Below are 23,324 nucleotides of genomic sequence, written 5' to 3'. Positions count from 1 at the left end.
GGGCCACGCAAGGCACGGGCCGGCCGGGGTGGCCGGACGGTGCTGCAGTGGCTACAGATGCTTGTAGACGTCTTCCAGGGTCAGGCCTTTGGCGAGCATCAGAACCTGCAGGTGGTAGAGCAGCTGGGAGATTTCCTCGGCCGCGGCTTCATCGGATTCGTACTCGGCAGCCATCCACACTTCGGCTGCTTCCTCCACGACTTTCTTGCCAATGCCGTGGACTCCGGACTCCAATTCAGCGACGGTGCGGGAGCCTGCCGGGCGGGTGGCTGCCTTCTCACTCAGTTCAGCGAACAGCGTCTCGAAATTCTTCACGCCCTACAGCCTACTTGCTGCGGGCCGGAGGGCGCCTGCTGAGCCGTTGCATGACGGGCGCGGTGTGAGTGAAGACACACCGCACCCGTCACCGTGTTACTTGTACTGCTTGAGCACGACGGCGGTGGCGAGGGCCGCGGTGACGGCCTCGTGGCCTTTGTCCTCGCTGGATCCAGGCAGCCCGGCACGGTCGAGGCCCTGCTGTTCGGTATCGCAGGTCAGGACGCCGAAGCCCACTGGCACGCCGGTGGCGACACTGACGTCGGTCAGGCCCGACGTCGCCGCCTGGCAGACGTATTCGAAGTGCGGCGTGCCGCCCCGGATCACGACGCCGAGGGCCACCACGGCGTCGAAGTGCGGTGCCAGCCGCGCGGCAGCGACCGGGAGCTCGAAGCTGCCGGGCACGCGCAGGACGGTGGGTTCGCCGATTCCGGCGTCCTTGGCGGCGCGGAGCGCACCGTCCAGGAGCCCGTCCATGATCTGGGTGTGCCAGCTGGCGGCAACGATGGCCAGCCTGAGCTGCGAGGTTTCCGCCGGGTTGAGGGTAGTGAGGTCGATTTCGGGTGCGCCGTGGCCACTCATGTGTCTGTTGGGTTCCGTTCAGTCTTGTTCGTGCTGGAAAGTTTCGGTCTGGAAAGATTCGGCGGCGGCGCCGGGCACCGCCACCACATGGGTGTCCAGCGTGAGCCGGTGCTCCATGCGGTCCTTCTTGGTTTGCAGATAGCGGATGTTCTGGTCGCGCGATGGCACCTCGGTGGGAACCATCTCCACTACCTTCACGCCCGCCTTGGCGAGCCTGTTCAGCTTGTCCGGATTGTTGCTCAGGAGCCGGACCTCATGCAGGCCCATCTCCGCCAGGACCTGTGCGGCCGCGCTGTAGGAACGCGCATCCACTGGCAGCCCCAGTTGCTCGTTGGCTTCCACGGTGTCGAAGCCTGCCTCCTGGAGGGCGTACGCCTTGATCTTGTTGGCCAGCCCGATCCCCCGGCCTTCCTGTCCGCGCAGGTACAGCAGGGTGCCGCCGTATGCGTGAATCATTTCCAGGGCGTAGGCCAGCTGCTCGCCGCAGTCGCAACGGTAGGACCCAAAGATGTCACCGGTGAGGCACTCTGAATGGAGCCGGACCAAGGGAGCCTTGCCGTCCATGGGCGGGTTGGGGGAACTCACTGCGAGGTGTTCGGCGCCGGTGACGAGATCGGTCCAGGCTTGGGCGATGAAGTCGCCGAACGCCGTCGGCAGCTGCACGATGGGCCCGCCGCTGACCGGATGGTGGACTTTTCCGTTACCCGCCTGCGCGCGCTGGCTGCTGTGGTGGCTGTTGCCCGTAGCCCCGGACGCCGTCATCGTTTCTCCTCTTCTTCGCCCGGGCGTCCTGCCCGGGTGCCGCTGGGGGCCGCCGTGCCACCTGCTTCAAGGTAGGCCACCAGATCCTCGATCGAGATCAGCGGGCAACCATGTTCGGCAGCAAAGGTACGGAGCCCGTCCAGCCTCATCATTTCACCGTCGTCATACACTACTTCGGCGATCACACCCACGGGTTCCAGGCCGGCGAGACGGCACAGGTCCACGGCCGCTTCGGTATGGCCGGGGCGCTCACGCACTCCACCTTCAACTGCGCGCAGCGGGAATATATGCCCGGGCCGGGTCACAGAGGCCGGGCCGGCGCCGGGGTCCGCAAGGATACGGGCAGTCAGGGCCCGGTCCGTCGCCGAGATGCCGGTGCTGACGCCCACCGCGGCGTCGCAGGACACCGTGTAGGCCGTGCCCTTCGCATCTTCGTTTACCGTGACCATCGGCGGCAGCTTCAGGGCGTCGGCACGTTCCCCGGACAGCGGGACGCAGATGACGCCGGAGCTGTACCGGATGGTCCAGCCCATCAGTGCGGGGGTGGCGTGCTGGGCAGCGAAGATGATGTCGCCTTCGTTTTCGCGGTCCTCGTTGTCGACCACCAGCACCGGCCGGCCGGCCGCCAAGGCACGAACGGCGTCTTCCACCGGGTCAAGGCCTGGTGCTGCGGCGGTTACCGGCTCGAGGTGTGCAGTGCCGTTCATAGGTTTCCTCCAGTGGCTGCGCTGGTGCTGAAGGCCAGCAGCCGTTCGGTGTACTTGGCAAGGACGTCGACTTCGAGGTTGACCCTGCTGCCGGTGGACTTGGCGCCCAGGCCTGTTTCCGCAAGTGTGGTGGGGATGAGCCCCACTTCGAACCAGGGTTCGGGTTCAGCTGCCGCGCTGACGGCTGTGACTGTCAGGGAGACGCCGTCGATGGCGATGGAGCCTTTTTCGGCGATGTAGCGGGCAAGGTTGCCCGGCACCCCGAAGCGAAGCCGCTCCCAGTTGCCCAGGGGCTCCCGCTCCAGAAGCTGCCCGACGCCGTCGACATGACCCTGGACAACGTGGCCGTCCAGCCGGCCGCCGGCCGGGACGCAGCGTTCGAGGTTCACGGAGTCACCCGCGGAGAGTTCGCCAATGGTGCTCCGGATCAGGGTTTCGCCCATGACGTCGACACTGAAGTCCCTGCCGTCGATGGAGGTAGCGGTCAGGCAGACGCCGTTGACTGCGATCGAGCCGCCCAAGGCGAGCCCTTCGGTGCTGGCCGGGGCGTGGAGCCTGACGGTTGCACTGGTGTCGCCGTCCCTTTCAACGGAGAGGACCCGTCCCTGTTCGGCAATTATTCCGGTAAACATCAGTGCCCTCCCAAGGCTGGTTCCGCGGCCGCAAGGCCCGGTTGTGGTTCCAAAGGTTGAGTATTGTGCGGACGCAGGTGGAGCCGGAGGTCCCGGCCCAGGGTTCTCACGGCGCCGCCGTCGGACTGGTCCCAGTCCCATTGCTGGGCGTCCTGCAAAGTGGTGATGCCGAGCCCGTTAAGCGCCGGTGTGCCTGAACCCAGCAGCGTGGGGGCCAGATACACGATCAGCTCGTCGACGAGGCCGGCCGCCAGGAAGGCGCTGAGGATCCGCGAGCCGCCTTCCACCATGACGTGGCGGATTCCTGCTGCATACAGCAGCGAGAGCGCTTCACGGGGATCACGCGTGGGCAGGTGCAGCACCCGGCCGTCCGCACCCCAAATGGCCGCATCCGCCGGAATGTCCCGCCGACCCATCACGGCGCGCAGGGGCTGCTTGCCGGAAACCTCGCCGGACGCGTCGCGGGCGGTCAGCCGGGGGTTGTCGATCAGAACGGTCTGGGTGCCTACCAGGATGGCGTCGATCCTGCCCCGCAGACCGTGGTTGTCCGCGAGTGATTCGGGGCAGGAGATCCATTGGCTGGTCCCGTCCTCGGCGGCAATGCGGCTGTCGAGTGTCTGCGCGATGTGGAGCGTCACGTACGGCCGCTTTTCGGCAACACCCTGGAACCATTGCCGGTTCAGTTCGAGGGCCTCCCCCGCGGCCAGGCCGCTGCGCACCCTGACGCCCGCCTGCCGGAGCGTGGTGGCGCCGCCCGCCGCCGGGTCGTGGGGATCGTCCACGGCGTAGATCACGTCCGTGATTCCGGCTTCGATGATCGCCTGGGCGCAGGGCCCCGTCCGGCCTACGTGGTTGCACGGTTCGAGCGTGACCAGCATCGTCGCACCATGCAGGTCCAGGCCGGCTGCCGCTGCCTGGGCAATGGCGTCGGCCTCGGCGTGGGCCGTCCCGGCGCCGCGGTGGAAGCCCGTCGCCAGGTGCCGGCCTTCGGCGTCAACGACGACGGCTCCCACCAGGGGGTTGGCGCCCCTGGGCCCGCGCAGGGCTGCTTCAAGGGCAGCGTCCATGGCTTGCGTTTCCGCCGAGCTGAAGGCCGTCACTGCTTCTTCCCCGGAGGCCAGGGGTTGCTGCTTTGTGGGCGCGGTCATGGCGCGACCGCCGGCCCGGTGGCTTTGGATTCCACGCCATGAGGTGTCAGGGCGTCGAAGAGCCATCGCAAGGGGTTCATATGTGGTGTCGTTCCTTCCCTCTAGAACCGCGATGGCTCCGGGGGTATACGACAGCAGAACGCTGCGGCATCAAATGACGCCGCAGATACAGCTGTACGTGCTTCTCTCATCCAGACTTTAACTGTCGGTACCGGAATTTCACCGGTTCAACCGTCCGCCGGTTCCCTCCCTGGTGGGAAAGCGCCGGCTCGCGGGTCGCGGACTGTCACCGCCGGTTCGGACTTACACCGACCCCGGAGCACGTATTGTGTGTTGCTATTCTGCCACAACCATGAAGGTGGGCTGACTATTCCGGGGACCCAGCGCGTAACGTTTGGCTGCCCGCCTTGCGCAGCCGTTCGATCGCCTCTGCAGGGTCCTCTGCGCCGTAAACCGCGGAGCCGGCAACAAAGACGTTGGCTCCCGCTTCGGCTGCACGGGTGATGGTTTCCTCGGTGATGCCGCCGTCCACCTGGATGGCCACGTCGATCCCTGAGCCGTCGATGGCAGCTCTCGCCCGGCGGATCTTGGGGAGCGTCAGGTCCAGGAACGCCTGTCCGCCGAAGCCGGGCTCAACGGTCATGATGAGCAGCATGTCCAGTTCGGCCAACATATCCAGATAGGGCTCCACCGGCGTGCCCGGCCGCAGTGCCATACCTGCCTTGGAGCCCCTGGCCCGCAGTTCGCGCGCCAGTTTGATGGGAGCGATGGATGCCTCGGCGTGGAAAGTGACGGAGGCGAGGCCTGCGTCGGCGAAACCCGGGGCCCAGCGGTCGGCGTCGGCGATCATGAGGTGGGCGTCGAGCGGAACGGGGCTGACGGCCTGGATCCGCTGCACCACCGGCAGCCCGATAGTCAGGTTGGGAACGAAGTGGTTGTCCATCACGTCCACGTGGACTGCGTCAGCGTTGCCGATGCGGTGCAGCTCGGCTTCAAGGTTGACGAAGTCGGCGGAGAGGATGCTCGGGTTGATGCAGCATTGCGTCATCGGGGAACCTTTCATGAGTTCAGGCCTTCTTACGGATGAGGGCGAGGAACATGGCGTCCGTGCTGTGGACGTGGGGCCAGAGCTGGGCGGTCAGGCCGTGCCCGGCGCCGAGGTTGCCGGTGAGGCTGACGCTGTCGAGCACCGCCCCGGCGTCCAGGAGCTCCAGGTCCTCGCGCTTGCGCATCACGTCGGTTACGACGGCGTTGGTTTCGGCAGGGTGCGGCGAGCAGGTCACGTAGGCCACCACGCCGCCTGGGCGGACAGCTGCCAGGGCTGACTTGAGCAGGTCGCGCTGCAGGGGTCCCAGGTCCGCGAGGTCCTTTGGGGTGCGGCGCCACCGGGATTCCGGCCGGCGGCGGAGCGCACCGAGGCCGCTGCAGGGGACATCCACCAGGACGCGGTCAAATGATTCTGCCTGCTCGGTGCCGACATCCCGGCCATCGCCGGTACGGACGCGCCAAGCGTCCCTGGGGACGGCGGAGAGAGCCTGACTGACGAGTTTTGCCCGGTGCGGTGCCGGTTCGTTCGCAAGGAGCGTGGCATCCCGGGCATTGGCCAGGGCGGCCAGGAGCGCGGCTTTTCCGCCGGGCCCGGCGCAAAGGTCGAGCCAGGATTCCGGGCTGGCGGCGTTCTCAAGGTCCACGGCGGCCAAGGCGCGGGCCACCAGCTGGGAGCCTACGTCCTGGACTCGGGTTGTGCCTTCCCGCACGGACGCCAGCCTGCCGAGGTCGCCGCCGCTGGAAAGTGCCGAACCCTCAACCAGTTCACCAGGCGTGGCTCCGTTTTCGAGTGCCTCGTCGAGGCTCCCCAGCCCGGGCAGGGCCACCAGGTTGACCACGGGAGCCGCGTTGTCCGCTTCCAGCAGTTCATTGATTTCGGTGGCGGACCGCCCGTGTGCCACCAAGGCCTGGCGCATCGCGCGGACGATCCATTCGGGGTGTGCATGCCTGATCGAAGCGACCTTGGTTTCATCGGTTTCGCCGGCGACCAGCAGGTCCAGCCATTCGTCCAGGGTGTGTGCCGTGACTTTCCGCAGCACCGCATTGATCAGGGCAGACGGGCCTGCGCCGATCACGGCGCGGGCCAGGCCAACGGTCTGGTCCAGTGCAGCGTGGGCTGGCACGCGCATAGCGAGCAACTGGTGGGTGCCGATCCGCAGGGCATCGAGGATGGCGGGATCCAGTTGGTCCAGCGGCCTATCGACGCAGCGGGCAAGGACGGCGTCGTACGTGCCCTGTCCGCGGAGGGCGCCATAGCTCAGCTCAGTGGCGAAACCGGCATCGCGTTTGTCCAGCCCGTGGTGGCGGATCCGGGACGGCAGCACCAGGTTGGCGTAGGCGTCCTCCGCGGCCACTGCTCGCAGGACCTCGAAGGCCACCAGCCGGGCGGGATCTGCCCGGCGGGTCCGCTGCGCCGGCGCATTTTCGGTGAAGCTCCGTTGCGAGGGCCGGTTGCGTTCGCGGCCCTGGGCGTTGCGCTGGCTGCTGTCCCGTTTTCCGCCGCCACCACGGCCGCCTCTTTGGCCGCCGCCCCGGCCGCCGCCGCCTGTCGTTCCGCCGGACATACTCATTCGAACACCACGCTTTCAAGGGAAGCCATGCCGCGTGCCCAATCGGCCGCGGCCATCATCTTTTTGCCCGAGGGCTGGATCCGCGTGAGTTCCACCGCGTGGGAGCCGGTGCCCACCAAAACGCCCTTGTCCCTGAACACCGCTCTACCGGGCGCGAGGTCCGCCACATCCGGCCGGAGCCTGACTGGCTCCAGCTTGACCCGCTGTCCGTCGAGGGTTGTCCAGGCGCCGGGCTCGGGGGTGACCCCTCGGGCACGCCGGCCGATAGCCAAGGCCGGCTGGTTCCAGTCCAGCCGGCCGTCGTCGAAGGTCAGCTTGGGGGCGAGTGAAACGCCGCCCTGCTGCGGTTGGGGGGCAGCCCGTCCGGCGTCAATGGCGGAGAGGGTCTGCGCCAGGAGCACGGCACCGCTGTGCGACAGCCGCTCCAGCAGTTGCCCGGCAGTGTCCTCCGTGCCAACGCTTTCGGTCAGGGTCCCGAACACGGGCCCGGTATCCAGGCCACGCTCAAGCTGGAAAGTCACCGCGCCCGTGACGTCGTCCCCTGCGATCACCGCACGCTGCACGGGGGCGGCACCGCGCCAGGCAGGCAACAGCGAGAAGTGCAGGTTGATCCAGCCGTGCCGGGGGACCTCGAGGGCCGCCGGGGGGATCAGTCCGCCGTAGGCAACAATGGCTGCGACGTCCGGGCTGACGGCGGCGATCTTTGCTGTCACATCCGCATCCACTTTGGCTGCATGAATGACGTCAATGCCAAGTTCGGCGGCGCGGCGGGCAACAGGCGACGGCGTGAGCACGCGTTTGCGTCCCACCGGCGCGTCCGGGCGGGTTAGCACTGCAACGATGTCAAAGCCTGCCTTGACGAGGGCATCCAGCGACGGCACCGCAACCGCGGGAGTGCCGGCGAAAAGTACCCTCATTCAGCCGCACCGGATGCCGTGGCACCAAAGCCTGTGCCGCCAAAGCTGCCACCGCCGAAACTGGAGCCGACCGTTTTAGCCCGCTTCGCCGTCGTGCGCTCTGTAATAGCTTCGTAGTTGGCGTTGCGGATAGAGCGCAGGGCCTTTTTCCGGTCCTCACCCTCCAGCCTGTCCGTATAGAGGATGCCGTCCAGGTGGTCGGTCTCATGCTGGAAGCAGCGGGCCAGCATGCCTTCCCCCTCGACGGTGACGGGATTGCCGTGGAGGTCGACGCCGGTGACCTTGGTGGCCCGGAAACGCCGGACCGGGAACCCCAGGCCGGGGATGGACAGGCAACCTTCCACCTGGTCCGGCTGGTAATCGTCACTGTTTTCCAGGACGGGGTTGATGATGTGGCCGTCCACCCCGCCGACGCGGTAGGTAAAGACCCGCTGGCTGACGCCGATCTGCGGCGCCGCCAGCCCGGCGCCCTCGACGTCCTCCATGGTTTCGGTCATGTCTGCCACCAGCTTGGCCAGCTCCGGCCCGAACTCCGTCACGGGATCGGCCACTGTGCGGAGCACAGGATCGCCGATGATGCGGATATTCAGAATGGCCATGTGCTGTCTTTCCTCACGGTTGGCGGATTGGGGAACCAATCCAGTTTAGGCGGTGCGCAGGAGGCTATGCCGTCCGTGCCGGGACAGGCGGCGGCGCGATGGGGAGCAAGGCTGTTCCAGCACTGATGGTGTCTGAGGAGAGTTCCCAGACACGGCGCAGCGCGCAAAACTTCCACCAGTGGTGTTTCAGGACCTCAGGGTTGGCCCGCACCGGGCGGACTTCGGTTTCACCGATGGCCACTGCCAGGAGGACGGGGTCTTCGCCATATTTCCAGGCCTCCCATTCGCCGGTGACTGGATCCACCAGGCTTTCCTCGGCCTTCATCCCAGCCACGAGCTGCATGACCACTTTGTCGTCGAGGGGCTTGACCGTGCCGTCCCGGGTGGTGCCCTTTGTTTTGTAGTCGATCACGCAGGTCCTGCCGTTAATCTTCGCCACCAGGTCCAGGGTGCCCGCGTAACCGACTGATTTGTTCCAGATGGTGATTTCTGGAGCAATGGGCTCCACCCGGTACAGCTCCCACCATTCGTCGAACCGCACGGCGAAGGCTTCCTCCCCGTTGGCGGCCAGCGCCTCCCGGGTTTCCTTCATGGCGTGCGGCCGGCCAAGGGCACGGAGGGCCACCTGTTCGCAGTAGTTGTGGACGCGGTCTCCGCGCTTGGCGGCCTCATCACGGTACGTTTCGGCGGCCTTCGCTGCCCGGTTAACCGCCTGGCGGATCTTCGCCGGACTCCCGAGGCAGTCAGCCAGCAACGGATCCTTCGCCAAGCTGTTGGCGCCCATGTACCCAAACCAGCCGTCCAGCCCGTGTGGCTGTTGACCGATCACCGTGGTGATGGACGGGACAGTGAACGGCTCCGACGTGGAGCGCGCGTACATGCGGCCATATTCGGTGGCATGGGCAAGAAGCGGATCAGTCATACAAAGACTCTTTCACAAGGGGCTGACAGAATGGCAGGCACAGTAGCCGGACATAAAAAAGGTCCGCTTCCGCTCGAAGGAGCGGAAACGGACCTTGTTATCGGTGGGCGATACTGGGTTCGAACCAGTGACCTCTTCGGTGTGAACGAAGCGCGCTACCACTGCGCCAATCGCCCCGATGCATTTGAATGCTAGCCCACCCTGCGCCGATTCGGAAATCGGGCAACAAGGGTCTGCGCGCACCCTGCTAATTACAGGCCTGTAATTCCCGAATCCCCCTAGATTCCGCGGATCCAGGGGCATCACCTCACTGTCCGCGGCCGCCGATTTGGAGAATCCCTGAACCTCCTATAGAGTTCTTACTCGTTGGAACGCGAGGAAATGCCCAAACGGCACGGAATCACGCTAACAATGCGGACGTAGCTCAGCTGGTAGAGCACCACCTTGCCAAGGTGGATGTCGCGAGTTCGAATCTCGTCGTCCGCTCGCAGGACACTGTCACGGCAATGGCTCTTTTTGATCCGGCGCTTACACGGTGGGTTGGCCGAGAGGCGAGGCAGCGGCCTGCAAAGCCGTATACACGGGTTCGAATCCCGTACCCACCTCGGTGAAAACCATGGTTTCCGGTTAATCCCGGATGGCAATGGGCGATTGGCGCAGCGGTAGCGCGCTTCCCTGACACGGAAGAGGTCACTGGTTCGATCCCAGTATCGCCCACCAAGCAAGGAAACTTGCTTCATGCAGTACGCACGGCCCGGCCGGAACGTACTTCATACGCGGACGTAGCTCAGCTGGTAGAGCACCACCTTGCCAAGGTGGATGTCGCGAGTTCGAATCTCGTCGTCCGCTCTCTTCTTTACAAGAAAACATCCCAATAAACCGGTCTTCCGGTTCCGGGCGATTGGCGCAGCGGTAGCGCGCTTCCCTGACACGGAAGAGGTCACTGGTTCGATCCCAGTATCGCCCACAGCAGCAGCTCCCCGCCGGAGCTGCTTTTTTGTTGCCCGGATTCTTCGGATTTGCGTCGCCACCGGTCCGCCGCGACTTTACAGGTTTTGTCACAGCACCTTGGCACCTCCAGGAGACAGGGCTAGGATCGGTTGCGGAGGAGCGAACTGGCTCCGCGATTGAAGGGAGGTGCTCGTGGGACTGATTGACGATCTTAAGGGCAAGGCTAAAGGTCTTATCCATGGCAACGAGCAGGCCATCAAGGACGGCATCAACAAGGCCGGCGATTTCGTCGACACCAAGACCGGCGGCAAGTACGCAGGTCACGTCGACAAGATCCAGGATGGCGCTTCCAAGCTCGTTGACAAGAACGGAACGCCCGGCCAGGCACCTGCCAGCGAGCAGGTCCCTCCGGTCAACCCGGTTCCGCCGGTTCCGCCGGTTCCGCCGGTCGACAAGGCTCCGTAAAAAGGATTTGGCCAGGGCTTTGCCCTAGCACGTCAAGGGGGCGCGGGTCCCGCCGGGAGGCGGCACCCGCGCCTTTGGCGTTTAAGCACAGCTTTTCGGCCATCCGCGCACGAGCCGGTAACCTGCCAGATATGCCAAAGCCCGCACCAGCCATCATCCCGGACGCTGCCACCGGCCGGTCCCGCCCCCTTTCGCAGCCGATCGTGGCGGGCATCGTGACGGCACTGGTAGGGTTCACGTCGTCCTTCGCCGTGGTCCTTGCCGGGCTCCGCGCCGTGGGCGCCAGTCCTGCCCAGGCAGCATCCGGCCTGCTGGCACTCACCCTCATTTTCGGCGTCGGCGTACTCTGGCTATCCTGGCGTTCAAAGGTTCCAGTGACGCTCGCGTGGTCCACGCCGGGAGCTGCCCTTTTAGCGGGAGCCGGAACGGTCGACGGCGGCTGGCCGGCCGCCGTCGGAGCCTTCCTGGTGACCGGCGTACTCATCTGCCTCACCGGGCTGATCCCGGCACTGGGCAGGCTGCTGGCGGGCATCCCCACGTCCCTGGCGCAAGCCATGCTGGCGGGCGTACTGCTGTCGCTGTGCCTGGCGCCCTTCTCTGCCCTGGGAACCAACCCCCTTCAAGTCGCTCCCGTCATCATCTGTTGGCTGCTGATGATGAGGTTCGCACCGCGATGGTCCGTGCCCGCCTCACTCGCGGTTGCCCTGGCGGTGATTGCCGTCCACCTGGCAACCGGAGGCGCGGGAAACCTCGAGGGCGGATTCCTGCCAGCGCCCGTCTGGACCATGCCGTCTTTCAGCCTGCAGGCCGTCGCCGGCATCGCACTGCCGCTTTTCATCGTGACCATGGCATCGCAGAACATCCCTGGCGTCGCTGTATTGAAGTCCTTCGGCTACGCCACACCGTGGGCGCCGTCCATGCTGGTGACCGGCGCCGGAACCATGCTCAGTGCACCCTTCGGCGGCCACGCGATGAACCTGGCCGCCCTCAGCGCTGCGCTGGCCGCAGGTAAGGAAGCGGGCGAAGACACGAGCCGCCGCTGGATCGCTGCTTTCACGTCGGGCCTGGCCTATGTAGTCCTGGCCCTGTTTTCTGCAGCCCTGGTCACGGTGGTGAGCGCCGCTCCCCCGGGCCTGCTGGAGGCTGTTGCCGGGCTGGCCCTGATCGGGACGCTGGCGGTTTCGGTGTCCTCCGCGCTGGCAGTGGCGGAGGAACGGATCGCGGCGTCCATCACGTTCCTGGTTGCAGCGTCCGGCCTCAGCTTCGCGGGCATCGGCGCCGCTTTCTGGGCACTGGCAGCCGGCCTGCTGGTACGTTCACTTCTGAAGAACCGTGGGCGGCAGGGCGTGCCCCAGCCTTAGGACGGTTCGTGGTTCTGGCCCTCCCGGGCAAGGGCAGTCAGGCGGGAGACAGCGCGGTAGTACTTCTTGGTGTACCCGCCGTGCATCATCTCGTCGGTGAACAGCTTGTCAAAGGGAACCCCGCTGGCCAGGATCGGCACGTCCTTGTCATACAGCCGGTCTGCCAGTACTACGAACCGCAGGGCAACGGCTTGCTCGGTGATGGTTTCGACGTTACGCCACACCACGCCGTCGATGCCTTCGATGAGCTGCCGGTAGCGGCTGGGATGCACGCCGGCAAGGTGTCCGATCAGCGTGCTGAATTCGTCCTGCGCCACGGTCTTGCCGTCGAACTCGGCCTTCATCTGGGCGGATAGCTCGCTGTTCTTGAGCGGCGCTGGCGGCGTGGGCAGGCCCCGGTGGCGGAAGTCCTCGCCGTCGATCCGGATGACCTCAAACTGATCCGCCAGAACCTGGATCTCACGCTGGAAGTCGACGGCGGCGAAGCGGCCGTCACCCAGCGAGCCCGGCAGGGTGTTGGAGGTTGCAGCCAGCTTGACGCCGGCGTCGGCCAGTTCACGCATCAGCCGGGACATCAGGACGGTGTCGCCCGGATCATCGAGCTCAAACTCGTCGATGCACACCAGCTTGTAGTGGCTGAGCGCCTCCACCGTTTTGCGGAAGGAAAGCGCCCCCACGAGGTTGGTGTATTCCACGAACGTGCCAAAAGCCTTAGGTCCCGGCGCGGCGTGCCACAAAGATGCCAGCAAGTGGGTCTTGCCCACACCAAAGCCGCCGTCGAGGTAGATACCGGCCCGGGACGTGTCCTTCTTGGCAAAAAGCTTCTTGAAAAGGCCGCCACCGTTCCCTGCGCCCACACCCTGCGCAAACCCTTCCAATTCCCGGACTGCATGGGACTGGCTCGGCTGCTTGGGGTCCGGGCGGTAACTTGCGAAGGAGACCTGGCCGAACCGCGGTGAAGGATAAAAGCCCTTAAGGAGCTCATCCACCGAAACTGCCGGAGTGCGGGCGGCAAGCTGTTCGATCTGTACCAAGGTGGTCCGTTCTGCTGGTGGGTTGTCCCCAGAAAGGATACCGGCAATGCAGCACGCCTTCCCCGCCCCGGGCACGGGCCAGCCACGGAGCGTGACGAAGCCCATATTTCCCTCTATTAACGGAACAGCGGATTTCGTGTGCCGCCGTGGCTAGTGTTGAACCCAGGTTCCCAGCATCCTCCAGCAGGTCCGCCGTACGTTTGAATGAAAGGCCATCACCTTGTCCTACCCAGTTGAACAGAACGAGAAGTTCGCAGCCTATGCCCGCCCTGAGCGCCTGGTTTCCACCGAGTGGCTCGCCGCCGCCCTGGAAAGCGGCGCTGTGGCCGATGGAAAGCTGGTGGTTGTGGAGTCCGATGAGGACGTCCTGCTCTATGAGACCGGCCACATCCCCGGAGCAGTCAAGATCGACTGGCACACCGACCTCAACGACGAAGTGACCCGCGACTACGTTGACGGCAAGGCCTTTGCCGCCCTGGCCTCGTCCAAGGGCATCTCCCGTGGCAGCACCGTAGTGATTTACGGCGACAAGTCCAACTGGTGGGCCGCCTACGCCCTGTGGGTCTTCACCCTGTTCGGTCACGAGGACGTCCGCCTGCTGGACGGCGGCCGCGACAAGTGGATCGCCGAAGGCCGGGACCTGACCACCGAGACTGCCACACCGGCACCGGGCGACTACCCGGTGGTGGAGCGCAACGACGCCCCCATCCGCGCCTTCAAAGAGGACGTGCTGGCACACCTCGGCAAGCCGCTGATCGACGTCCGCTCCCCCGAGGAATACACCGGACAGCGCACGCACATGCCTGCCTACCCTGAGGAGGGCGCACTCCGTGGAGGCCACATCCCCACTGCGGCCTCCATTCCCTGGGCGCGCGCAGCCGCAGCGGACGGGACATACCGCAGCCGCGATGAGCTCGAAGCCCTGTATCTCGGCGAGGCTGGCCTCACCGAGGGCGACGACGTTGTGGCCTACTGCCGGATCGGCGAACGTTCCAGCCACACCTGGTTCGCCCTGAAGTACCTGCTGGGCTTCGACACCGTCCGCAACTACGACGGCTCGTGGACCGAATGGGGCAACGCCGTCCGCGTTCCCATCGTCAAGGGTGCGGAGCGCGGCTCCGTCCCGGCGTAAGCTGGAGTAGATGACTACTCATGCCTTGCCCGCCTCGTTGGCGGAAATCGTGGACGACTTCCAGGCCCTCACGGAGCCCGAGCGGCTGCAGCTGCTGCTCGAGTTCTCGCGGGAACTTCCGGAGTTGCCGGACCGCCTGAAGAACCACCCTGAGCTCCTGGAGCAGGTGGTGGAATGCCAGTCGCCACTGTTCCTGACCATTGAGACGGAAAAGAACGACGCCGGCTCGGCTGACACTTTTCGGCTGTACTTCAAGGCGCCGCCTGAAGCCCCCACCACGAGGGGCTTCGCCGGGGTGCTCCTTGAGGGGCTCGACGGGCTCAGCGCGGAGGAAATCCTGGCAGTTCCGGATGACATGCCTGAACTGCTTGGCCTTACCCGTGCGATCACACCGTTGCGGATGCGCGGCATGACCGCCATGCTGGGCCGCATTAAGCGCAAGGTCGCAGCCTCGGCCCGGCTGAACAGCTAGCAGCCAGCTCGGCTTATGGGGCGCAAAAGCACTTCGCAGGGAACGCCGGCCACCGCGGTACTGACCGCGGCCGGCGTTCCCTTTGTGCTGCACCCGTACACCCACGATCCTTCCGCGGCCAGCTATGGCGCCGAAGCTGCCGAAGCCCTGGGAATCGACCCGGCGAGGGTCTTCAAAACGCTGATGGTGGAGGTGGAAGGTCGGCTGGCGGTGGGCGTAGTGCCCGTCAGCGGCAATCTTGACCTGAAGGCTTTCGCGGCTGCCCTGGACGCGAAGAAGGCCACCATGGCCGATCCCAAGTCCGCCGAACGCCGGACCGGCTATGTACTCGGCGGAATCTCGCCGCTGGGCCAGCGGCAGCCCACACCCACCGTCATCGACGGCAGTGCCGTTGCCTTGGAAACGATGCTGGTTTCCGGCGGCCGGCGGGGGCTGGACATCGAGCTGGCGCCCGCTGAGCTGATCCGGCTCACATCCGCAATCACGGCCCCGATCGGAACGGTCAAACCCTAGCGACGGTCTTGTCCTCCGCGAAATCCCGCCCTCCCCCAACTGGGTAGCAGCAGATGTCGTTTAGACGCCTCAAAACGACATCTGCTGCTACTTAGTTGGGCTAACCGTGACGCCTATCTGGCCGGGGTTGACCCTCGGGGCCAGCTGCTGCCTGAGCCACGCCTTGACGAGGCGCTCCCAGCGGGCGGGATCCACGTTCCATTCCTTGGTGTGCCGAGCGTGGTTGAACGTTTCGAAGGTGACCATTTCCGGGTTTCGTTCGGCCAGCAGGGCGGATGGTTCATAGGGCACGTATTCGTCGTCGACGCTGTGCACAATCAGGGTGGGCGTGCGCAGTTCAACAGCCCGGGCCACCCAGTCCATGGCTTTGAGGTCCACCGGTGCCGAGAGCCCGGTGAGCCGGCGCCCCAAGGGGTGGCCGAGCATCAGCTGGCCATACCGACCCACGAGGGACGGGATCCTGTTAATCTCCGCATGGTGGGCCAGGACGTTGACCCAGTTGATGACCGGAGCGTCAAGGACCATGGCCCGGATCAGGTGGCGGTACCGGGACAGATCCGCCGTCTGCAGGCAGATAGCGCCTCCCATGGACCAGCCAAAAAGGACTATCTCTTCGGCCCCATTTCCCAATGCGTACTCGATGGCGGCTTCGATGTCGCGCCATTCTGTTGATCCAAGTCCATAGCGTCCGTCGTCGGCTGAAGGCGCCAGTCCGTCATTCCGGTAGGACACCAGCAGGCTGGTCAGACCCAGTTCCAGGGCGGGACCGACGGCGCGCAAGGCCTCCTGGCGGGTGGCTCCCCGGCCGTGCACCATCACAGCCCAGGTGCGGGATGTGCCGCCCGCCCGCACCAGCCACGCCGGCGCCTGCCCGCCGTCGACCTCAATCAGTACATCCTCGGACGGGAGGCCGGCGGCCTCCGGGGTCGGATAGAGCGCGCCGCTCCACCAGCCGCGGTGGGCGCTGTCGAGGTCGCCGCTGTAGACGGCTTCGACCTCACGGAGGACCGTGCGTTCCGCGGGTGAGTACGACACGATGCGGCCAATGCGGGCGTGGCCTTCGCCGCCGTCGAAAAAGAACCCATACACGCCGTCCACGGTGGTGTCCGGGGTGGCCGCCAGGATGACCTGCCGGCCCTCGCCTTCACGGATGACAGCCAGCACTTCCTGGTCCGCCGCCCGCCGCGGTGCAGGCGTAATGACCCTGCGCGCGAAGTACAGGGCCAGGGCTGACGACCCTGTGGCCAGCAGTCCGGCCAGGGCACCGCCCCCGATCACACCGCCGATGGTCCACTTGGCCCGCAGTGACATCCCGGCGTCGGCAGCGGGGGCAACGGTGGCCTTTGGGGCAGGGGTCCGTGTAGAAGAAGCCATGGGTCCATTCTTACCGTCCTTGGCCCGTGCGCCATATTCCGCCACTCCTGGCCCGGACAGCGGAGCGCCGGGCCCGCCGGGGCCCGCCGGGGCAAATGGATGCAGCGGCACAGGCACAGGACTAGGCTGATGGCATGAGCGATCCCATCGTCATCCTGACCGAAGAACCCCTGGGCGCGGACGACCGCGTCAACATAGAACGGCTGGTGAACGGGGCGGATGCGCGCCTTGTGCTGCTGGTCCCGGCCAACACGGAAAGGCACCTGCTGGTGGACTTCCTGGAGCATCTGTCGCTCCTGGAGATTTCCAAGGCGTTCCGGGAGCTGACCAGCCATGCCCCGGATCCCACAGTGGAACGGGCGGAGGCATCAGAGACGCTGGCTGTGTCCCTGGGCGCCCTCGAGGGACTCGGGGCCGGAGTGACCGGCGAGGTAGTGGACGGCGGGGCGGTTAAGGGTCTGGTCGCCAAGGTCAAGGAACTCGGGGCAACACAGGCCGTAGTGGTCACCCGCCCGCACGCTGTTTCAGACACGTTCCACACCGACTGGGCCAGCAAGGCGCAGGACCAGTTGGGCATTCCTGTCCTGCATCTCTATGCGGGCTCGGGATTTATCGGTGACTCGTAAGCGTTGAACAGGCTATGAGCATCTTCGGAAACAAGATTTTTGGCAACAAGGCGACGGATTCCATCCGAGAGACGCTTCCGGCGGACCATCCCGCCGGCGCGGGCGTGAAGTCGGACGCGCAGTGGCGGCAGGAGCTCACTCCCGAGGAATACCACGTGCTCCGTGAGGCCGGCACGGAACGGCCGTACACCGGCGAATACTGGGACACCCACACCTCAGGGGTTTACCAGTGCCGGGCCTGCGGCACTGAACTCTTCACCAGTAACGAAAAGTTCGATTCGCATTGCGGCTGGCCCTCTTTCTGGGCACCACTGGCGGAAGGGACCGTCCGGTACATCCACGACCGGACGCTGGGGATGGAGCGCATTGAGGTGCGCTGCGCCACCTGCGACTCACACCTGGGGCACGTTTTCGAGGGCGAAGGCTATGGCACGCCGACGGACCAGCGCTTCTGCATCAACTCGGTCTCGCTAAAGCTGGTGCCCCGGGATGAGCAGGACGGCGCGGAACAGGACGGCGGGGATCAGCCTGGTGGGGACGGCCAGTCCGGTACAGCGTCTTGAACTGCGGCGACGCCCGCGCCAGCCACGGCCGGCGCTGGAGCTGGATGCGCTTTTGAACCCGCTGAGGCTGAGAGCTTCTTATGCTTAGCCATATTTTGCATTAGGAAGTCTGGTTGCTTGCTACGCTCACCGTAGATGCCCAAGCAACCAGAAAGGCTGCCTCCAATGACTGAAACCACGATCATGGCCCCCGCGAGGATTTCCGCCGACAATCCCGGCTGGCTCCGGATCAAGGCTGCCGCCACCTCGCTCCAGCTGCTCCAGGCCCAGGACGGATCCATCCCGGACCAGGACGGGCACGCAGCAGCCGCCGTCCACGTCGCAGCGATCGTTGAATCCATTGAGGAACTGGTGCCCCGGTTCCCCCACGACGCCGACTATCTCGCGGCAGTGACCGCCGACTTCCGGGCCTGGGCCGACGCCGGTTTCGGCATTCCGGACTTCCTGGCATCGCTGCTGTCGTTCCAGCCCCAGGAGCAGCGCCAGGATGGCCTCCAGCACCTGGTGGTCTTCCCCATGTACACCCAGAACGGCAGCAGCAGCCGTCTCGTGGAGGCGGTGCTGATCGAAGTCATCTGGCCGGAGTTCATCGCCGCCCTGGAAGCCGGCGACTACTCCAACCGGCTCTTTGTGCCCATCCGCTTCCTGGACTTCACGCCCGGGTACAACACCAACTCGGCGGTCCTCTTCCCGGAGACGGTGGCCGTCCGCGAGACGCCTACGTTCACCTGGGGCGCCATCTTTGCCGACCGCGAGGCCGCCCGGTTCCGCCGTGTCCTGCGAGCCGCTGCCGAGATCACACGCCTTGAACTGCCGGCCGGCGCCGCGGAACTCCTCGAGGACCAGGAGCTGACCGAGGCGACTTTCGTGATGTGGGACCTGATCCACGACCGGACCCACATGCGCGGAGACCTGCCCTTTGACCCGTTCATGATCAAACAGCGCATGCCGTTTTTCCTCTACTCCCTCGAGGAGCTCCGCTGCGACCTCACGGCCTTCCGCGAATCGGTACGGATTGAAAAGGACGAGGACGCCGGCCCTGAAGCCCGCCGCCACGCCAAACTGGTCCAGTACGCCATCATCTTCGACCGGATCTTCCGTTTCGCCATCACCGGCAGCAGGGTCCGCAACTACGACGGACTGGGCGGCCAGCTGCTGTTCGCCTGGCTGCACCAGCACCACGTCCTCCACTGGACGGACAGCAGGCTCAGCATCGACTGGGACCAAGTGGCGGAAGCGGTCATCGCCCTCGGGGCCAGGATCGATGAGCTGTACTGGCGCTCCATCGACCGGCCTAAAATGGCCCACTGGCTCGCCGCGTACCAGCTGATCTCCGGTACGGTCACCCCGCATCCGGCCTCCGTCTGGGCGAAGGGACCGGACGCCCTCCCCCTCGCCGGAGCTCCCCGCGGCCTCACGGACCAGGTGCTCGATGACGAATTCCCGCTGTCCATGTTCTACGAGGCACTGGAGAAGAAGATGCGCCCGGTCATCGAATCCACCGCCGGCATCACTGGCAGTTCCGCGCTGTGAGTGCAGCCGATGCGATGAAGGCGAACATCCCGGACAGTGAAGCGACACTGAACGTGCTGGTCACCGGTGGCAGCGGCTCGTCCGGCATCGCCGTGGCCGGCGCGCTCCACCGTGCCGGCCAGCGGGTCTTCACCGTTGGCTCGGACCGGGCCCGCATCGAAGCGGCAGCAGGTCGGGCGGGCGACGGCGTCACCCCACTCGTGTGCGATCTCGCCGACCTCGCGGCTGTCCAGAGCCTCCGGGATTCCGTCGCGGAAACCGCCGGGCGAATGGACGCCGTCATCCACCTGGTGGGCGGCTGGCGCGGCGCGAAGGGCATTGCAGACCAGAGCGACGCCGACTGGGACTTCCTGGAGCGAGGCGCCATCACCACGCTCCGCAATGTGTCCCGGGTCTTCTACGACGACCTTGCCGCCTCCGGAACAGGCAGGTTTGCCATGGTCTCCTCCACGGCCGTGGACAATCCGACGGCGGCCACAGCCAGTTACGTGGCAGCGAAAGCCGCCGCCGAAACCTGGACCATGGCCATGGCAGAAGGCTTCAGCCGCGCCGCCTCCAGCGCTGAAGGGGAGGGCGCTGCCCCCTGGAGTGCCGCCGTCGTATTTGTCGTCAAGGCACTCGTTGACGCGGACCTCCGCCTGCAGCATCCGGAACGGAAGTTCCCCGGGGCCACCGACGTCGAAGACCTGGCTGCCGCCGTCGTTGGCCTGTTCAGCCGGCCGGCACACGAACTGAACGGCCGCAGGCTCCTGCTGGCCACCTGACCTCCCTAGACTGAAAGCGTGAACAAAGCGATGACAACCACAGCCGATTCCGGCGCGCGTACCGCCGGCCGCCTGCATGACCCGTCCGTGCGCGGCTTCGCGTCGGACAACTACTCGGGCGTCCATCCCGAGGTCCTCGCCGCCCTCGCGGCCGCCAACGACGGCCACCAGGTCTCCTACGGCGAGGACGACTACACCGCGCGGCTCCACGGACTGCTGGAGGACCATTTCGGCGCCGGCATCGAAAGCTTTCCGGTGTTCAACGGGACGGGCGCCAACGTGCTGTCGCTGCAGTCCCTGCTGCCCCGCTGGGGCGCCGTCATCTGCGCCTCCACCGCCCACATCAACATGGATGAAAACGGCGCTCCCGAACGGATTGGCGGGATCAAGCTCCTGCACGTCCCCACCCCGGACGGAAAACTGACGCCGGAGCTGATCGACCGCGAGGCGTGGGGCTGGGGCGACGAGCACCGCGCCCAGCCATTGGCCGTCTCCATCACCCAGACCACCGAACTGGGCACGTGCTACACGCCCGCTGAAGTCCGGGCCATCGCCGACCACGCCCATGCACGGGGCATGAAGCTCCACATGGACGGGGCAAGGCTTGCCAACGCTGCGGCACACCTGCAGGTGCCGCTGAGGGCATTCACGCGCGACGCCGGCGTGGACATCCTGTCCTTCGGCGGCACCAAGAACGGGCTGCTTTTTGGTGAAGTGGTAGTGGCCCTGAACCCGGAGGCCGCCCACGGTCTGGTCTACCTGCGCAAGATGAACATGCAGCTGGCATCGAAGATGCGGTTCATGTCCGCCCAGTTCATCGCACTCCTGGAGGATGGCCTCTGGCTCCGTTCGGCATCCCACGCCAACGCGATGGCCACCCGCCTGCGTGCGGCGGTGGACAAGATCGAGGGGGTTCAACCAACCCAAAAGACTGAATCCAACGGAGTGTTCGCCGTCCTCCCGGAGGGCGTAGCGGACAGGCTTCGGGAATCTTTCCGTTTCTACGACTGGAACGAAGCAGCCCGGGAAGTCCGGTGGATGTGTTCATTCGATACAAGCGAGGAGGACGTTGATGATTTTGTGGCCGCAATCCGCCAGGAGCTGGCCGCCTACAACGCAGGCAATGCCGCCACGTAGCAAAAGGTGGCCGACGGCGAGCCTGCACTGCCTGTCCCCGGCTGTTGCGTAACCTGCGAAGGTGAACGCACTCGCCCAGGTTCCCCCGGAGTTTCTCCACGCCTTGGGAACCCTCAGGAAAGCACAATGCCGCAGCGAACTGCGCCTGGCGGAAATTCCGGCACCGGCACGCCTGGCGCCCTTCGCCGTAGCGCTGGGCGCGGAGGTCATGGCCTCCGGAACCGCCGGCACCACCGCACCCCTCCACGGACCTGCGGCGATGGCACTCGCCGCCGCGGCGGGGACGGAAGATGAGGAGGACACCGAGCTTGCCACCGGCCGGTTCATCCTGCTGCACGATCCCGACGGCTCCGCCGTCTGGGACGGCGAGTTCCGGATCGTGACCTACATCCGTGCGCAGTTGGAGCCGGAGATGGGCAACGACGAAATGCTGGGCACCGTGGCCTGGACCTGGCTCGTGGAGGCCTTGGAAAACCACAAGGCTCCCTACCGTGCCGCCGGCGGCACCGCCACCCGTGTCCTTTCGGAGAGCTTCGGCACCCTCGCCGACCGGCCAGGGTCAATCGACATCGAACTGCGCGCATCCTGGACACCTGCCTCATCTGACGTCACGGCCCACTTGGAGGCGTGGTCGGACATGGTCTGCACGTTTGCGGGATTACCGCCGCTGCCGGACGGGGTCTCGGCGCTGCCGAACCGGCGCCGGAACTAGTCCGGCCCTGGACCACCTTGTCGGTAAACTGAAGGCACCATGACCCCTCACATTCCGGATAACACCACAGCCGGCGCTCCGGCTGCTGACACTACTCCCCACATCACCGTGGACGGCTTCGACAGCCCCATCCCCGTTGTCATCGACCTTGATGCACCGCGCGACGGCGTGCCCTTGGTCATCGAAACGCAGTCCGGGCTGGAGCGGTGCGCCGCCGCCATCGCGGCCGGCACCGGACCCGCCGGGGTGGATGCCGAGCGTGCCTCCGGCTTCCGGTACGGCCAGCGCGCCTTCCTGGTCCAGATCCGCCGCGAAGGCTCCGGCACCTGGCTCATCGATCCTGAGCCCTTCGAGAACCTGGACATCATCAACGATGCCCTCCACGGGGTGGAATGGATCCTGCACGCAGCCAGCCAGGACCTGCCGTGCCTCTCCGAGCTGGGTATGTGGCCGGACAAGCTCTTTGACACCGAGCTTGCCGCGCGGCTCGCGGGCCTCCCGCGCGTTGGGCTCGCTGCGGTGATCGAGCAACTGCTGGGCTTCGGCCTGGCCAAGGAACATTCCGCCGCCGATTGGTCCACCCGCCCCCTGCCTGAACCTTGGCTGCGCTACGCGGCACTGGACGTGGAGGTGCTCACCGAACTGCGTGAGGAGCTCATCGAACTGCTGGAGGCTGACGGAAAGCTCGAATTCGCGGAGCAGGAATTCGCGGCCATCCTGGCTGCCGGCGTAGCCCCGCCGCGGGTAGACCCGTGGCGCAAGACCTCCGGCCTGCACCAGATCCGTGACCGGCGCCAACTCGCCGCGGTCCGGGAACTGTGGCTGGAGCGCGATTCGCTGGCGCAGAAACGCGATGTGGCGCCGGGCAGGCTCATTCCGGATTCCGCCCTGGTGGCGGCCGCGAAAGCCATGCCTTCCACTGTTCCCCAACTGCTCGGAACCAAGGGCTTCCACGGAAGGGCCGCCCAACGCGAGGCTCCGCGCTGGCTCCGCTGCATCGCGGCTGCCCGTGACCTGGCGGACCTCCCCCCGCTGCACCTGCCCACCAACGCCCCGCCGCCGCCTCGCGTCTGGGCCGATCGGGATCCGGAGGCTGCCGCCCGGCTGGCCACGGCACGGCCACTGCTGCAGGAGAAGGCGGAAGAAACGAACCTTCCGCTGGAAAACCTCCTGACACCGGACTACCTGCGCCGGATCGCCTGGCGGCCTCCCGCAGATATCACCGAAGAATCGGTATCCACGGAACTCCGCGACCTGGGCGCCCGTGAATGGCAGATCGGGCTGGTTGCCCCACTGATCACGGCGGCTTTCCGCAATCCCCAACCCTTGCCTCCCAAGGAGCCCAAAGAACCGAAGGAGCCGAAGGCAGCCGCGGCAGCCGGGTAACTTCCCCTCAGCGAGCCTTGCACACTAAGTTACTGGCGAGTAACATAGGGTGCACTGCCGTCCGGACCAGTGCTGCCCCTTGGCCACTGACCGGCGCCA

At 66.0% G+C, this 23,324-nt stretch carries 25 protein-coding genes, 6 tRNA genes and 1 riboswitch; of the genes, 17 read left to right on the top strand and 14 right to left on the bottom strand.

Annotated elements, in window-relative coordinates:
* Positions 1-51 precede the first annotated feature (51 nt).
* From V9L18_RS14420 to V9L18_RS14365, 12 genes are all read right to left on the bottom strand, one after another.
* A complete protein-coding gene (locus V9L18_RS14420) occupies positions 52-315 on the bottom strand; it encodes a phosphoribosyl-ATP diphosphatase (RefSeq protein WP_028270786.1) in 264 nt (87 codons plus the stop codon).
* 96 nt (positions 316-411) lie between these two features.
* A complete protein-coding gene (gene ribH, locus V9L18_RS14415) occupies positions 412-897 on the bottom strand; it encodes a 6,7-dimethyl-8-ribityllumazine synthase (protein WP_337347842.1) in 486 nt (161 codons plus the stop codon).
* Between the two features lie 18 nt (positions 898-915).
* Positions 916-1,659, bottom strand: coding sequence for a GTP cyclohydrolase II (gene ribA, locus V9L18_RS14410; protein WP_337347841.1), 744 nt, complete (start codon positions 1,657-1,659; stop codon positions 916-918).
* The gene (ribB, locus tag V9L18_RS14405; RefSeq protein ID WP_337347840.1) at positions 1,656-2,366 is read right to left on the bottom strand and encodes a 3,4-dihydroxy-2-butanone-4-phosphate synthase; all 711 of its coding nucleotides are present in this window, start codon (positions 2,364-2,366) and stop codon (positions 1,656-1,658) included. Before ribB ends, ribA begins: the two co-directional genes overlap by 4 nt.
* On the bottom strand, positions 2,363-2,998 hold the full coding sequence (locus V9L18_RS14400; protein ID WP_337347839.1) for a riboflavin synthase: 636 nt from the start codon (positions 2,996-2,998) through the stop codon (positions 2,363-2,365). Before V9L18_RS14400 ends, ribB begins: the two co-directional genes overlap by 4 nt.
* Complete coding sequence (ribD, locus tag V9L18_RS14395) at positions 2,998-4,146, bottom strand: bifunctional diaminohydroxyphosphoribosylaminopyrimidine deaminase/5-amino-6-(5-phosphoribosylamino)uracil reductase RibD (RefSeq protein WP_337347838.1); 1,149 nt, start codon at positions 4,144-4,146, stop codon at positions 2,998-3,000. Before ribD ends, V9L18_RS14400 begins: the two co-directional genes overlap by 1 nt.
* Positions 4,147-4,320: 174 nt before the next feature.
* Positions 4,321-4,473: riboswitch (FMN riboswitch) on the bottom strand.
* A 40-nt stretch (positions 4,474-4,513) separates the two neighbouring features.
* Positions 4,514-5,194: a ribulose-phosphate 3-epimerase gene (rpe, locus tag V9L18_RS14390; protein WP_337347863.1), complete on the bottom strand. Its 681-nt coding sequence runs from the start codon at positions 5,192-5,194 to the stop codon at positions 4,514-4,516.
* 19 nt (positions 5,195-5,213) lie between these two features.
* Entirely contained in the window at positions 5,214-6,764 is a 1,551-nt protein-coding gene (locus tag V9L18_RS14385) for an RsmB/NOP family class I SAM-dependent RNA methyltransferase (RefSeq protein ID WP_337347837.1), read from the bottom strand.
* Positions 6,761-7,681, bottom strand: a complete 921-nt coding sequence (gene fmt, locus V9L18_RS14380) for a methionyl-tRNA formyltransferase (RefSeq protein WP_337347836.1) — start codon at positions 7,679-7,681, stop codon at positions 6,761-6,763. Before fmt ends, V9L18_RS14385 begins: the two co-directional genes overlap by 4 nt.
* Positions 7,678-8,280, bottom strand: coding sequence for a peptide deformylase (gene def, locus V9L18_RS14375; RefSeq protein ID WP_337347835.1), 603 nt, complete (start codon positions 8,278-8,280; stop codon positions 7,678-7,680). Before def ends, fmt begins: the two co-directional genes overlap by 4 nt.
* Before the next feature lie 64 nt (positions 8,281-8,344).
* Positions 8,345-9,202, bottom strand: a complete 858-nt coding sequence (locus V9L18_RS14370; RefSeq protein ID WP_337347834.1) for a cytochrome — start codon at positions 9,200-9,202, stop codon at positions 8,345-8,347.
* A gap of 104 nt (positions 9,203-9,306) precedes the next feature.
* Positions 9,307-9,378 (bottom strand) — tRNA-Val (locus V9L18_RS14365).
* A 237-nt stretch (positions 9,379-9,615) separates the two neighbouring features.
* On the opposite strand from V9L18_RS14365, the gene V9L18_RS14360 reads away from it, so the two are divergent.
* From V9L18_RS14360 to V9L18_RS14330, 7 genes are all read left to right on the top strand, one after another.
* A tRNA-Gly gene (locus V9L18_RS14360) sits at positions 9,616-9,688 on the top strand.
* 48 nt (positions 9,689-9,736) lie between these two features.
* Positions 9,737-9,807 (top strand) — tRNA-Cys (locus tag V9L18_RS14355).
* Positions 9,808-9,847: 40 nt separating this feature from the next.
* Positions 9,848-9,922, top strand: a tRNA-Val gene (locus V9L18_RS14350).
* Between the two features lie 56 nt (positions 9,923-9,978).
* Positions 9,979-10,051, top strand: a tRNA-Gly gene (locus tag V9L18_RS14345).
* Between the two features lie 46 nt (positions 10,052-10,097).
* Positions 10,098-10,169: transfer RNA gene (locus V9L18_RS14340), tRNA-Val, on the top strand.
* A 176-nt stretch (positions 10,170-10,345) separates the two neighbouring features.
* Positions 10,346-10,618, top strand: a complete 273-nt coding sequence (locus V9L18_RS14335; protein WP_337347833.1) for an antitoxin — start codon at positions 10,346-10,348, stop codon at positions 10,616-10,618.
* Between the two features lie 131 nt (positions 10,619-10,749).
* Positions 10,750-11,979 (top strand): benzoate/H(+) symporter BenE family transporter, encoded by a 1,230-nt coding sequence (locus tag V9L18_RS14330; RefSeq protein ID WP_337347832.1) that lies wholly within the window; start codon positions 10,750-10,752, stop codon positions 11,977-11,979.
* Here V9L18_RS14330 and zapE read toward each other — a convergent pair.
* Entirely contained in the window at positions 11,976-13,013 is a 1,038-nt protein-coding gene (gene zapE / locus V9L18_RS14325; protein WP_337347862.1) for a cell division protein ZapE, read from the bottom strand. The two genes, V9L18_RS14330 and zapE, sit on opposite strands and share 4 nt — an antisense overlap.
* 220 nt (positions 13,014-13,233) lie before the next feature.
* Between zapE and V9L18_RS14320 the strand changes: the two genes are divergently transcribed.
* The 3 genes from V9L18_RS14320 to ybaK are packed head-to-tail and all read left to right on the top strand — an operon-like array spanning position 13,234 to position 15,130.
* Positions 13,234-14,145 (top strand): sulfurtransferase, encoded by a 912-nt coding sequence (locus V9L18_RS14320; RefSeq protein ID WP_337347831.1) that lies wholly within the window; start codon positions 13,234-13,236, stop codon positions 14,143-14,145.
* Between the two features lie 10 nt (positions 14,146-14,155).
* Positions 14,156-14,617: a SufE family protein gene (locus tag V9L18_RS14315; protein ID WP_337347830.1), complete on the top strand. Its 462-nt coding sequence runs from the start codon at positions 14,156-14,158 to the stop codon at positions 14,615-14,617.
* Between the two features lie 15 nt (positions 14,618-14,632).
* Positions 14,633-15,130 carry a Cys-tRNA(Pro) deacylase gene (gene ybaK, locus V9L18_RS14310; RefSeq protein WP_337347829.1) on the top strand — a complete coding sequence of 166 codons (498 nt, stop codon included), beginning with the start codon at positions 14,633-14,635 and terminating at the stop codon, positions 15,128-15,130.
* 87 nt (positions 15,131-15,217) lie between these two features.
* Here ybaK and V9L18_RS14305 read toward each other — a convergent pair whose 3' ends face one another.
* Positions 15,218-16,504, bottom strand: a complete 1,287-nt coding sequence (locus V9L18_RS14305) for an alpha/beta hydrolase family protein (protein WP_337347828.1) — start codon at positions 16,502-16,504, stop codon at positions 15,218-15,220.
* A gap of 134 nt (positions 16,505-16,638) precedes the next feature.
* Between V9L18_RS14305 and V9L18_RS14300 the strand changes: the two genes are divergently transcribed.
* From V9L18_RS14300 to V9L18_RS14270, 7 genes are all read left to right on the top strand, one after another.
* Positions 16,639-17,130: a hypothetical protein gene (locus V9L18_RS14300; RefSeq protein ID WP_337347827.1), complete on the top strand. Its 492-nt coding sequence runs from the start codon at positions 16,639-16,641 to the stop codon at positions 17,128-17,130.
* Positions 17,131-17,144: 14 nt separating this feature from the next.
* Positions 17,145-17,693, top strand: a complete 549-nt coding sequence (gene msrB / locus V9L18_RS14295) for a peptide-methionine (R)-S-oxide reductase MsrB (RefSeq protein ID WP_337347826.1) — start codon at positions 17,145-17,147, stop codon at positions 17,691-17,693.
* Positions 17,694-17,858: 165 nt separating this feature from the next.
* Complete coding sequence (locus V9L18_RS14290; protein ID WP_337347825.1) at positions 17,859-19,226, top strand: DUF6421 family protein; 1,368 nt, start codon at positions 17,859-17,861, stop codon at positions 19,224-19,226.
* 14 nt (positions 19,227-19,240) lie between these two features.
* The gene (locus V9L18_RS14285; RefSeq protein ID WP_337347861.1) at positions 19,241-19,990 is read left to right on the top strand and encodes an SDR family oxidoreductase; all 750 of its coding nucleotides are present in this window, start codon (positions 19,241-19,243) and stop codon (positions 19,988-19,990) included.
* Between the two features lie 30 nt (positions 19,991-20,020).
* Positions 20,021-21,127: a threonine aldolase family protein gene (locus V9L18_RS14280; RefSeq protein WP_337347860.1), complete on the top strand. Its 1,107-nt coding sequence runs from the start codon at positions 20,021-20,023 to the stop codon at positions 21,125-21,127.
* A 61-nt stretch (positions 21,128-21,188) separates the two neighbouring features.
* Positions 21,189-21,839, top strand: a complete 651-nt coding sequence (locus tag V9L18_RS14275; protein WP_337347824.1) for a DUF3000 domain-containing protein — start codon at positions 21,189-21,191, stop codon at positions 21,837-21,839.
* A gap of 39 nt (positions 21,840-21,878) precedes the next feature.
* Positions 21,879-23,225, top strand: coding sequence for an HRDC domain-containing protein (locus V9L18_RS14270; RefSeq protein WP_337347823.1), 1,347 nt, complete (start codon positions 21,879-21,881; stop codon positions 23,223-23,225).
* Positions 23,226-23,324 lie beyond the last annotated feature (99 nt).

The organism is Pseudarthrobacter sp. CCNWLW217, assembly GCF_037203985.1.
Classification (GTDB): Bacteria; Actinomycetota; Actinomycetes; order Actinomycetales; family Micrococcaceae; genus Arthrobacter.
Note: the sequence above shows the minus strand (reverse complement) of the source record. Positions and strands in the feature narration are given on the sequence as shown.